The following is a 10,034-nucleotide window of genomic DNA, read 5'->3' on the forward strand; positions in this document are numbered from 1 at the left end:
CCCACCCCCAGGGCCCCCGCCCCGTGGGACTAACCGAAAAAACCCGTGCGCGGCCCCCCCCGGGCGGCCAGTGGCGGGGGGGGGGGGGGGGCGGGGGGGCCCCCCCCCCCGCCGCCGGCGGCGCGGCCGTAATCGGCCGCATCGAAGAAGCTCTTACCCTTCAGCGTGCCGCCGAACAGCTTGAAGCCGCCGCCGTCCGCGAGATGGAAGGCGATGTCGACATGGCGGTTGGTCTTGAAGTCGTCCAGGAAGGACTGGCCGAAGGTCAGGCCAAACTCCACCGAGCCGAGATGCTTGCCGCCTTGCGCGATCGGCACCACGCCGCGGATACCGAGCCCGGCCAAGCCGCCCTCGAGGCCGACCACGACCTTGTGCTCCTGGTTGGCCATGATCACGGTCCTGCGGAAGCCCGAGAGGTCGTCGCCAAATTTAGCAGGCTGGTGTACGCGCAGGAACGAGGTCGCGGGCGCCACATGGAACTGGAACTGTTCGATGCCGTACTCCGATTTGGTCGCGGCAAACACCGGCCCGAACAGGCCGATCAAAGCGTTGCGATCCTGTTTGGCCATCGCGTCCTGCGTCGCCGGTATTGCGGCGACGACGGCGCTCATGGCGGCGGCACGCTGGGATTCCTCGGCAATTCGCGACTGGAGCGCGTCGTAATGGCTGCGCAGCTCGCGCTGATCGGCGTGGTCGATGATGCCGGAAATGATCCACATCGCCCCGAGCACGGCGAACAGGGCGGTCGCCGCCGCCGTCACCGCCAGCGCAACCGTGATCCGCATCCTGAGGCCGAGCGTGAAGCGCATGTCCGACTCGTTCGTTGAGCGTTGATTAACAACGCCTATCAACTTCTCGCTAAGAGAGGGTGAACGGGATACCGGCCGACGATCAGTGATTTTACGGGCTCGATGGCACGTGAGGTCTCAATACCCCCGCGTCCGGTCCACCACGTTCTCCAGCACGCCACCGGCCTCGAACCGCGCGATCTGCTCGGCGACATAGGCCGAGATCGCGTCAGCGTCGGTGTCGGCGGCGTTGTGCGGGGTCAGCAGCACCTTGGGATGGGTCCAGAACCGGCTGTCCTTCGGCTGCGGCTCCTGCACGAAGACGTCGAGCGAGGCGGCGCCCAGCGTGCCGTCGTCGAGGCAGGCCAGGATGTCGGCTTCGTTCTGAAGGCCGCCGCGGCCGGCATTGATCAGCACGGGCGCACCGAGCGGGCTTTTGCGGTTGAGCTTGGTGAAGACATCGCGGTTGAGGATGCCGTGTGTATCAGGCGTCAGCGGCAACAGGCTGACGAGGATATCGGTCGTGCGCAGGAACGCGTCGATCTGCCCGGCGCCACGGAAGCATTCGACGCCTGCGATGGTGCGCGGGCCGCGGCTCCAGCCGGCGACGCGGAAACCAAGCCGCCGCAGCACATCGGCCGCATCGGCGCCGAGTGTGCCCAGTCCCATGACACCGACCGTGACGGCGCTCGCGGGCCATTGATAGGTCGGCTCCCAGCGCTTTTCGCGCTGCGACTGGCGCAGATAAAGCTCCTGGCGGTGGTGCATCAGCACGTGCTGCACGACGTATTCGGTCATGCGGCCGGTCAGATCGGGCACGGCGACACGCACCAGCGGCACGTTCGGCAGGCTCTTGTCCGCCATCAGCGCATCGACGCCGGCGCCGAGATTGAAGATCGCCCGCAGATTGGGGAAGGAGCCGAGGTCGCCCGGCACCGGCTTCCACACCGCGGCATAGTGCACCTCGGCCGGATCGAGCCCGGCATCGGGCAGCAGCACGACGCGGCGGCCGCCGCAGACCGCGTCGAACCGGGCCTTCCAGCGCTCCGGCAGCCAGTTTTGCTGCGTGCTGTTGATCAGGACGGCCAGTGTGCCTACGGTCATTCGAGTGCCTCTATAGGTTCCGCTTTTGAGGGCCCTCCTTGGCACGATCTTCCGGATTTTTCTTGCAAATTTTTTCCGCAGCCCTGTCGGGGCGAGGCATATTGGATCGTCTTCAAAACAAGAGGTCAGGGAAGGTACTGCCCATGCTTTATGCGATCCTTTGCTATCACGACGAGGACTTCGTCGGCTCCTGGAGCAAGGACCAGGACGAAGCCGTGATGAAGAAGCTCGCCGTGGTGCAAGAGAAGCTCACGAGCCAAGGCCGGCTCGGTCCGGTGGCGCGGTTGCTGCCGACCACCGCGGCCGCGACTTTGCGTAAAGAGGACCCGCCGCTGGTGCTCGACGGCCCCTATGCGGAGACCAAGGAGCAGTTGCTCGGCTTCTATATCGTCGATTGCAAGAACCTCGACGAGGCGCTCGATGTCGCCCGCGACCTCGGCGCGGCCAATCCCGGCGGCGCCTATGAAGTGCGGCCCGTGGGCGTGTTCAGGCCCGGAGGAAATCTGACGTGAGCGAGGCCGATACCGCCTGGATCGAGACCGCGCTGACCTCGGCGCGCCCCCAGGCGGTCGGCGCGCTGCTGCGCTATTTCCGCGATCTCGACACCGCCGAGGAGGCATTCCAGAACGCCTGCCTGCGCGCGCTGAAGACATGGCCGCAGAACGGGCCGCCGCGGGATCCCGCGGCCTGGCTGATCATGGTCGGCCGCAACGTTGCGATCGACGAGGTGCGCCGCACCCGCAAGCAGCAGCCGCTGCCGGAGGACGACCAGGCGATCTCCGATCTCGACGACGCCGAGGGCGCGCTCGCGGAGCGGCTCGACGGCTCGCACTACCGCGATGACATTCTGCGGCTGATGTTCATCTGCTGCCATCCAGGGCTGCCGGCGACGCAGCAGATCGCGCTGGCGCTCCGTATCGTCTGCGGCCTGACCGTGAAGCAGATCGCGCGCGCCTTCCTGGTGTCGGAAGCGGCGATGGAGCAGCGCATCACGCGTGCCAAGGCCAAGGTCGCGGAGGCCGGGACGCCGTTTGAAACGCCGGGCGCGGTCGAGCGCGCGGAGCGGCTCGCCGTTGTCGCCGCGATGATCTATTTGATCTTCAACGAGGGCTATTCGGCGAGCGGCGACACCGCCGAAATCAGGAAGCCGCTGTGCGAAGAAGCGATCCGGCTGGCGCGGCTGCTGTTGCGGCTGTTCCAGAGCGAGCCGGAGATCATGGGGCTCACGGCGCTCATCTTGTTGCAGCATGCGCGCAGTGCCTCGCGCTTTGCCGCGGATGGTTCGCTGATCCTGCTGGATGACCAGGATCGTTCGCTGTGGAACGGCACCATGATCGCGGAAGGCCTCGCGCTGATCGACAAGGCGATACGCCATCGCCGCAGCGGGCCCTACCAGATCCAGGCCGCGATCGCCGCGCTGCATGCCCGCGCGGCGACGCCCGAGGAGACCGACTGGGCGCAGATCGACCTGCTCTATGGCGCGCTGGAGGTGGTGCAGCCCTCGCCGGTGGTGACGCTCAACCGCGCGGTCGCGGTTTCCAAGGTGCGCGGACCGCAAGCCGCGCTCGACCTGATCGAGCCGCTGGCGCCAAAGCTTGCCAACTACTTCCATTTCTACGGCGTGCGCGGCGCCTTCCTGATGCAGCTTGGCCGCAACGACGAAGCCCGCATCGCCTTCGACCGCGCCATCGCCCTCGCCAACACGTCCGCAGAAGCCGCTCACATCCGCATGCATCTCGATCGCCTGATCCGCGACAGCCAGCCGAACGGCGCAAATGGCGGCGCCAGGCAGAGCGCGAAGGTCGAAGGCGCCAAGGTGAAGTAGGGAGCGCCTGCTTCGGGCATCGCAAAAATTTTCGCTTCGCCTTGTCGGGCCCGGTCCCCTCCCTTCGTCCTAGGAGCGTATCCAGGGAGCCATTCATGCTGAAAGCCATTGCCATCATCGCCGTCGTGCTCGCTATCGGACTCGCGGGTGTCCTCGTCTTCGCATTGACGAAATCCGGCACCTTCCGCGTCGAACGCAGCCTCGCCGTGAAGGCGCCCGCCGATGCGATCTATCCGCTGGTCGCCGATTTCCATCGCTGGACCGCCTGGTCACCCTACGAGGGCCGGGACCCCGCGATGAAGCGCAGCTTCGGCGGAACTGCGCCGGGCAAGGGCGCGACCTATGCCTGGGACGGGAACAACAATGTCGGCGCCGGCCATATGGAGATCCTCGAGGCGAGTGCGCCGTCAAAACTCCGGATCAAGCTCGACTTCGAGCGGCCTTTCGAAGGCCACAACACCGCCGAGTTCACCTTTGTGCCGCAAGGCGATGCCACACTGGTCACGTGGGCGATGTCCGGTCCGGCGCCGTTCCTGTCCAAGGTCATGCAGGTGTTCATCAACATGGACAACATGATCGGCAAGGATTTCGAGGCGGGCTTGGCCAGCCTGAAGAAGCTCACCGAGAAGTAGCGCCGTCACCCCGAATGAAAGCAAAACGGAGAGAAACGATGCTCAATCCCTATCTGTTCTATCAGGACACCTGCGAAGCGGCGTTCAACTACTACGCCAAGGTCTTGGGCGGCAAGATCGATGCGATGATGCGCGCCTCGGATGCGCCGCCGGAGGTGCCCGCCACGCCCGGCCGCGAGAAGATCATTATGCATGCGCGGATGTCGCTGCCAGACGGCAGCGTCCTGATGGCCTCCGACGCACCAGGCGAGCATTTTCACAAGCCGCAGGGCTTTTCGATCTCGCTCACGGTCGCGGATCCCGCGGACGGCGAGCGAAAGTTCAATGCGCTCGCCGATGGCGGCAACGTCACCATGCCCTTCAGCAAGACGTTCTGGGCCAAGGGTTTTGGCATGTGCGTCGACAAGTTCGGCATTCCCTGGATGGTGAACTGCCCGGCCGAGGGAATGTGACAGCCGCGATCGCTTGACGCGCCAAGCGGCGATCCCCTCTCCCCGACGATGCGGAGAGGGGCGCGCATGAGACGTTGCGTCATGTGCCGATCGACCGCGTGCCGCTCTCAGCGGATCGATCCGGTCACGTCATTGCTCGGTGGTTGCGAGGAGGGAACGCAGCGCGGACAGATCACGAGCTTTGTCCCGAGCTGCTTGTCATTCTCCGCTTCGATTTCGTCATGGATTGCCCACCACGCCGCGGAGTACGGGCGCAAGGTGCCGAGGACTCTTTCTCGCTCCTGATTCGGATCACTCGCCGCGGGAGCTTGGGTCGCCACGCGACGCTTGATGACGTAGGGACGGTTCGGATCCTGACCGAGGCCGTCCCATGCGATCGGACGGCGTTCCTGCGCAGGCGCGACCACGCATCCCATGAGCGTTGCGCAAAACGTGAGCAAGACAAAGCCGTGTCGCATCATGCCGAACCCTTGGGTGTTGTATGCGACGCGCCAAATTCGCTTGCCGAAGCTTGCGTCGCACCGCTCAAATGGAACCTAAGGGAAACGCCTGGCCGACACGGCCGAATATGGATTTTAGTGTCGCACCACATTGCGAGAGCAGTGAGGCCGCTTCGTGAAATGATGCGGACCGCATCGCACAACAACTGGCGCAATATTAGGCTGTGAACTCCGGGGCAGAATCGTTATTTATTTCGTCATAAACTCTAAAAACTGGGGCGGGCGGACTTGGAAGGGGAGCGACCGATGGCGGCGGCGCTGCAGATCAACTTTGCACTTTGGGGTATGCTCATCTGCGCGAGCATGGAATTGACCCAGCTGATCCAGAGTTTTTATTAGGCCTCACGAAGCAGGTGACCGGCGCGATTTGGCGGGCGCTTGCGTCCGCTGATCGTCACCGGCAGCGCGGATAGATCGCGGCGAGGTCGCGTCCCTTCAACAGAAGCAACCGCGACGAGAGGCCGCCGCGGCGGCTGATCCAGTCGCGCACCGGGCCGGGATAGGCCGCAAGCACCGCATCGGATGCTTCCGGCTCGGCGTAGAAGCGTCCGCGCCGGTCGACCGAGCGCGCCGCATGAAAGCCAAGCACGGCACGCTTGGTGACGCATATCCGCTCGCCCGGCACGATGCTCAGCACCAGCGTGCAGGCGGACAGGCAGGGACCGTCGATCACCACGCGCTCGCCGCTCTCGCGCACCTTCTCGAACAAATCGAGGAACGGCCCGACCTGTCCACCGGGCGACTGGATGATGCGGATTTCGGCCAAGGCAGGCGTGGCGGCGAGCAGCGCGGATACGAGCATCAAAGCCCTGAGGAAGGTGACGCGTCGCATGAAGCCTCCGCGAATTCGAGTCCGTAGGATTGGCCGACGAGAAGAGGTGGGTGACGCTTCGCTAGGCCAACCTACGCCGTGCCTACCCGTTCCGCCGTTCGCCGCGCAGCGTCGGCAGGCCGATGCCCGCCGCATCGAAGCCGCCATCGACGGCCAAAATTTGTCCGGTGATGTAGCTGGATCGTTCCGAGCACAGGAAGTAGATCGCTTCGGCGAGTTCCTCTTCCAGGCCGTAGCGGTTGAGCGGGATGGCGTCGTGGTAGTCGGCGCGGATCTCCCTGGTGTGCACCTGCTTCGCCATCGCGGTGTCGACCGGTCCCGGTGCGACCGCGTTGACGCGGATGTTGAAGGACGCAAGCTCGACCGCGAGCTGCTTGGTGAGGTGCGCGAGGCCCGCCTTGCTGGTGCCGTAGGCCGAGCGCAGCGTCGAGGCGCGCACCGCCGAGATCGAGGTGATGTTGACGATGGCGCCGCCATTGCCGTCGCGCATCAGCGGCACCGCCGCCTTGGTGCAGAGAAACGGGCCGGTGAGGTTGACCTCGAGCACGCGCCGCCAATCGGTCTCCGACGTCTCCATCAGCGGCGCGAACACGGCAATGCCGGCATTGTTGACGAGCGCGTCGAGCCGGCCGAACCGCCTTTCGACCGACATCATCGCGGCGGCAACCGCGGCTGCGTCCGAGACGTCGCAGGTCAGCGCCAGCGTGGCCTCGTCCCGGCCGATCTCGGCGACCGCGCGGCCGAGCAGCTCGCCCTCGATGTCGAGCAACGCAACCCGCCAGCCCTCGGTCAAAAACTTCTTCGCGGTCGCAAGCCCGATGCCACGCGCGGCTCCGGTGACGAGGGCAACGCGGTGCGGGGTAGGGGGCATTGGCTGATCGGTCCTTATGAAAGATCGCGCGAGCGCGAGCCTCTTTTACTTCGCTTTCGTTCCGACGAGGAAGGCCTTAACTCGAAGCCACGATGTCGGGACGGTCCTCGATGGATCGTCTTCCAGGGGATCATTGCCAGGGAGACCCGGAATGTCCAACGATCACGAGCGCCTGATTCGAGACCTTTTCGCCGCATATCTCGACAACGACCGGCAACGGGTCGCCGACGCGTTGGCGGACGATTTCCGCTTCACCAGCCCGTTCGACGAGGACCTCGACAAGGCGGCCTATTTCGAGCGTTGCTGGAGGGACACCGGCTGGATTGCGCGGCACGACATCGAGCGGATTTTCGTCCAAGGTGACGAGGCCTTCGTCACCTATCTCTGCCTGGCGACAGATGGCAGGAGCTTTCGCAACACCGAGTTCTTCACCTTCGCCGGCGGCAAGGTTCGCCGCATCGAGGTTTATTTCGGCGCTGCCCGGCAGGACGGGCGTTTCCTGCCGCAGGCGCGCTAAATAATTGTCGCCATGCTGTCGGTTCCGTCAGGGTTCGCTCGTCTTGGGTAAGGGCGACTAAGCAAGCAAGGAACCTTCATGCGATTCATGATGCTGATGATCCCGCTCGGCTACGAGACCGCAGCGCCCGACGTTCAGCTCGATCCCGAGCGGGTCGCTGCGATGATGCGCTACAACGAGGTGCTGAACGACGCCGGCGTGCTGATCACGCTCGACGGCCTGCACCCGCCCTCGATGGGCGCGCGCGTGTCGTTTGCGGCCGGCAAGCCCATCGTGACCGATGGCCCGTTCGCTGAGGCCAAGGAGGTCCTGGGCGGGTACTGGATGATCGAGGTTGCGTCGCGTGCCGAGGCGATCGCCTGGGCCAGGCGGTGTCCGGCCGCACCGAACGAAATCATCGAGATCCGTCAGGTGCAGGAGATGAGCGACTTTCCGCCTGACGTGCAGGAGGCCGCCGCCGGTTTCGGCGACCTCAAGAAATAGCCGCAGCTTTGTCTATCCGTCAGCAAAGGAGAGAACCGATGAGCACCGATACCTATCTCGCCGTTTTCCTCGGCAGCAAGACCAGCTCCAAATGGGCCGCATGGGATGCGATGCCCGAGGCCGAGCGCAAGGCGAAGGAGCAGGAGGGCATGGCGGCCTGGAAGGGCTGGGTCGAAAGGCACCAAGGCGCGATCCAGGCCATGGGCGGGCCGCTCGGCAAGACCAAGAAGGTCGACGGCAAGGGCCTCGCCGACATCGCCAACGAGATGGGCGCCTTCACCGTCGTGCGTGCGGCCTCGCACGAAGCCGCGGCGAAGATGTTCGAAAACCACCCGCACTTCACGATCTTCCCCGGCGAACGCGTCGAGATCATGCCGGTGCTGCCGATCCCTGGCGGCTAGGGCTTCGGCCGCTGCCCCGGACCGGGGAGAATACGGGCTGATCAACCCCGTCGCCGCTAGTGACCTTCCTGCCCAGCTCATGTAAAGGTCGTTCACATGAGCTGGCGCAAGGAGACGCGCCGCGCCGAGCGCGGCTATCACCACGGCAATCTGAAGGAAGCCCTGCTGCAGGCCGCCCTTGGATTGATCGCCGAGAAGGGCGCGGCCGGCTTCACCTTTGCCGATGCCGCGCGCATGGCCGGCGTCAGTGCGGCGGCACCGTACCGGCATTTTCGCGACCGTGACGAACTGCTGTCCTCGATCGCGCAGCGCGGTTTCGAGCAGTTCGAATCGCGCCTGACCGCGGCCTGGGACGACGGACGGCCCGACACCGTCACGGCGTTCGAGCGTGTCGGCAGGGCCTATCTCGCCTTCGCCCGCGAGGAGCCCGCGTTCTACAACGCGATGTTCGAATCGGGCGTGCCGGTGGATGTCAATCCGGCGCTACAGGCCGCTAGCGAGCGTGCTTTCAACGTCATTCGTGCCGCGGCGGAGCGGCTTGCCGCGCTGGCGCCGCCGGGCACGCCGCGGCCTCCGGCGATGATGATGGCGCTGCACATCTGGTCGATGGCGCATGGCGTGGCCTCGCTGTTCTCCCGCGGCGATGCCGCGCGTCGAAAGCTGCCGATGTCGCCGGACGAGCTGCTCGAAGCCGAGGTGCTGATTTATCTCCGCGGTCTCGGCTTCCCGACCGATCGCCGTCCTCCGGCGAAAAGCGCCGAGCCGCCGCCGGTGCCACCGGAGGCATCCTCCGGTTCCGGCGTGCCGCCCGGTGGTCCCTGGGGCAAGCCGAAATAAAGTTACCCAAATAATTGCTTCGCCCTGTCAGGCGGTCGGCTTGACAAAATCGCGGGATGATCTACCTATGTAAATGTTATTTACATTCACAACGGCGCTGATGCCGTCATGGAGAGGGAAATGGCCTACACCGCTGATGTCAATCGATGGCGCGGCCCTTCGGACCAACACTACGAGCGCCCCCACATGCTCAACACGCCTTGGCATCCCGGCTGGATCGCCGTGACCATCCTCGGCTTCATCATCTGGTGGCCGATCGGACTTGCCCTTCTCTTTTTCACACTCGGGAGCAGAAGAATGTCGTGCTGGAGCAACCAGGATCGCTGGCAGAACAAGATGGAGCGGATGCAGTACAAGATGGACCGTATGCGCGGCCGCATGGAGCGCCACGGTTTCGGCTTTGGCTTCGGCCCGCCCTCGAGCGGCAACCGCGCCTTTGACGAGTACCGCACCGAGACATTGCAGCGGCTCGAGGAAGAGCAGGTCGAGTTCAAGAACTTCCTCGACCGTCTGCGTCACGCCAAGGACAAGGAAGAGTTCGACCAGTTCATGGCGCAACACAAGACGCGCCCGACCCCGCCGCCGACCGACCAGCAGCAGGGTTGATCTCAAGGTTGATCTCGAGACTGACGCTTCTCAAAGCCGTCAGGCGCATGCCCCCAAAGTCCTGATGGCCCCAAGCCGCGCGCCGGCCCCCCCCCCCCGCGGGGGGGGGGGGGTTTGGGGGGGGGGCCCGGGCCCCCCCCCCCGCGGGCGCGGGGCGGGGGGGGGGTGGGGGAGCCGGGGGGGGGG

The 10,034-nt window shown here is 65.2% G+C and carries 13 protein-coding genes and 1 pseudogene; 9 read left to right on the top strand and 5 right to left on the bottom strand.

Going from position 1 to position 10,034, the window contains the following annotated elements; genetic code table 11:
- Positions 1 to 122: 122 nt before the first annotated feature.
- Together AC0L3K_RS30545 and AC0L3K_RS30550 are read right to left on the bottom strand one after the other, a co-directional pair.
- Positions 123 to 809, bottom strand: a pseudogene (locus AC0L3K_RS30545) (cache domain-containing protein); the annotation flags it as partial.
- Between the two features lie 117 nt (positions 810 to 926).
- On the bottom strand, positions 927 to 1,892 hold the full coding sequence (locus tag AC0L3K_RS30550; RefSeq protein WP_473367438.1) for a 2-hydroxyacid dehydrogenase: 966 nt from the start codon (positions 1,890 to 1,892) through the stop codon (positions 927 to 929).
- Between the two features lie 143 nt (positions 1,893 to 2,035).
- On the opposite strand from AC0L3K_RS30550, the gene AC0L3K_RS30555 reads away from it, so the two are divergent.
- The 4 genes from AC0L3K_RS30555 to AC0L3K_RS30570 all read left to right on the top strand — a co-directional run bounded on the left by AC0L3K_RS30555 (position 2,036) and on the right by AC0L3K_RS30570 (position 4,801).
- Positions 2,036 to 2,404, top strand: a complete 369-nt coding sequence (locus AC0L3K_RS30555; RefSeq protein WP_007596340.1) for a YciI family protein — start codon at positions 2,036 to 2,038, stop codon at positions 2,402 to 2,404.
- Positions 2,401 to 3,717: an RNA polymerase sigma factor gene (locus tag AC0L3K_RS30560; RefSeq protein ID WP_473367439.1), complete on the top strand. Its 1,317-nt coding sequence runs from the start codon at positions 2,401 to 2,403 to the stop codon at positions 3,715 to 3,717. The genes AC0L3K_RS30555 and AC0L3K_RS30560 overlap by 4 nt, the downstream gene beginning before the upstream one ends.
- Positions 3,718 to 3,812: 95 nt before the next feature.
- On the top strand, positions 3,813 to 4,349 hold the full coding sequence (locus AC0L3K_RS30565; RefSeq protein WP_007596338.1) for an SRPBCC family protein: 537 nt from the start codon (positions 3,813 to 3,815) through the stop codon (positions 4,347 to 4,349).
- Between the two features lie 38 nt (positions 4,350 to 4,387).
- Entirely contained in the window at positions 4,388 to 4,801 is a 414-nt protein-coding gene (locus AC0L3K_RS30570; protein WP_354168038.1) for a VOC family protein, read from the top strand.
- Positions 4,802 to 4,908: 107 nt separating this feature from the next.
- On the opposite strand, the gene AC0L3K_RS30575 is transcribed toward AC0L3K_RS30570, so the two are convergent.
- The 3 genes from AC0L3K_RS30575 to AC0L3K_RS30585 all read right to left on the bottom strand — a co-directional run bounded on the left by AC0L3K_RS30575 (position 4,909) and on the right by AC0L3K_RS30585 (position 7,004).
- Positions 4,909 to 5,262, bottom strand: coding sequence for a hypothetical protein (locus AC0L3K_RS30575; protein WP_007596336.1), 354 nt, complete (start codon positions 5,260 to 5,262; stop codon positions 4,909 to 4,911).
- 433 nt (positions 5,263 to 5,695) lie between these two features.
- Positions 5,696 to 6,133, bottom strand: a complete 438-nt coding sequence (locus AC0L3K_RS30580; protein WP_007596334.1) for a hypothetical protein — start codon at positions 6,131 to 6,133, stop codon at positions 5,696 to 5,698.
- Between the two features lie 82 nt (positions 6,134 to 6,215).
- Entirely contained in the window at positions 6,216 to 7,004 is a 789-nt protein-coding gene (locus AC0L3K_RS30585) for an SDR family NAD(P)-dependent oxidoreductase (protein ID WP_007596332.1), read from the bottom strand.
- 151 nt (positions 7,005 to 7,155) lie between these two features.
- Here AC0L3K_RS30585 and AC0L3K_RS30590 point away from each other — a divergent pair, with 151 nt between their 5' ends.
- The 5 genes from AC0L3K_RS30590 (at position 7,156) to AC0L3K_RS30610 (ending at position 9,848) form a co-directional block, all read left to right on the top strand.
- Positions 7,156 to 7,521, top strand: coding sequence for a nuclear transport factor 2 family protein (locus AC0L3K_RS30590; protein WP_473367440.1), 366 nt, complete (start codon positions 7,156 to 7,158; stop codon positions 7,519 to 7,521).
- A gap of 78 nt (positions 7,522 to 7,599) precedes the next feature.
- On the top strand, positions 7,600 to 8,004 hold the full coding sequence (locus tag AC0L3K_RS30595; RefSeq protein WP_007596329.1) for a YciI family protein: 405 nt from the start codon (positions 7,600 to 7,602) through the stop codon (positions 8,002 to 8,004).
- Between the two features lie 38 nt (positions 8,005 to 8,042).
- Complete coding sequence (locus AC0L3K_RS30600; protein ID WP_473367441.1) at positions 8,043 to 8,405, top strand: hypothetical protein; 363 nt, start codon at positions 8,043 to 8,045, stop codon at positions 8,403 to 8,405.
- A 96-nt stretch (positions 8,406 to 8,501) separates the two neighbouring features.
- Complete coding sequence (locus AC0L3K_RS30605; protein WP_007596325.1) at positions 8,502 to 9,242, top strand: TetR/AcrR family transcriptional regulator; 741 nt, start codon at positions 8,502 to 8,504, stop codon at positions 9,240 to 9,242.
- Positions 9,243 to 9,362: 120 nt separating this feature from the next.
- A complete protein-coding gene (locus AC0L3K_RS30610) occupies positions 9,363 to 9,848 on the top strand; it encodes a DUF2852 domain-containing protein (protein WP_007596323.1) in 486 nt (161 codons plus the stop codon).
- Positions 9,849 to 10,034: the final 186 nt, after the last annotated feature.

The sequence above is a fragment of the Bradyrhizobium sp. MI1.10 genome, from assembly GCF_055811035.1.

What these genes read in the sequence shown, in the direction of transcription:
- AC0L3K_RS30550 (WP_473367438.1), bottom strand. Translation starts at nt 1,892, where the DNA reads ATGACCGTAGGCACACTGGCCGTCCTGATCAACAGCACGCAGCAAAAC.
- AC0L3K_RS30555 (WP_007596340.1), top strand. Translation starts at nt 2,036, where the DNA reads ATGCTTTATGCGATCCTTTGCTATCACGACGAGGACTTCGTCGGCTCC.
- AC0L3K_RS30565 (WP_007596338.1), top strand. Translation starts at nt 3,813, where the DNA reads ATGCTGAAAGCCATTGCCATCATCGCCGTCGTGCTCGCTATCGGACTC.
- AC0L3K_RS30570 (WP_354168038.1), top strand. Translation starts at nt 4,388, where the DNA reads ATGCTCAATCCCTATCTGTTCTATCAGGACACCTGCGAAGCGGCGTTC.
- AC0L3K_RS30575 (WP_007596336.1), bottom strand. Translation starts at nt 5,262, where the DNA reads ATGATGCGACACGGCTTTGTCTTGCTCACGTTTTGCGCAACGCTCATG.
- AC0L3K_RS30580 (WP_007596334.1), bottom strand. Translation starts at nt 6,133, where the DNA reads ATGCGACGCGTCACCTTCCTCAGGGCTTTGATGCTCGTATCCGCGCTG.
- AC0L3K_RS30585 (WP_007596332.1), bottom strand. Translation starts at nt 7,004, where the DNA reads ATGCCCCCTACCCCGCACCGCGTTGCCCTCGTCACCGGAGCCGCGCGT.
- AC0L3K_RS30590 (WP_473367440.1), top strand. Translation starts at nt 7,156, where the DNA reads ATGTCCAACGATCACGAGCGCCTGATTCGAGACCTTTTCGCCGCATAT.
- AC0L3K_RS30595 (WP_007596329.1), top strand. Translation starts at nt 7,600, where the DNA reads ATGCGATTCATGATGCTGATGATCCCGCTCGGCTACGAGACCGCAGCG.
- AC0L3K_RS30600 (WP_473367441.1), top strand. Translation starts at nt 8,043, where the DNA reads ATGAGCACCGATACCTATCTCGCCGTTTTCCTCGGCAGCAAGACCAGC.
- AC0L3K_RS30605 (WP_007596325.1), top strand. Translation starts at nt 8,502, where the DNA reads ATGAGCTGGCGCAAGGAGACGCGCCGCGCCGAGCGCGGCTATCACCAC.
- AC0L3K_RS30610 (WP_007596323.1), top strand. Translation starts at nt 9,363, where the DNA reads ATGGCCTACACCGCTGATGTCAATCGATGGCGCGGCCCTTCGGACCAA.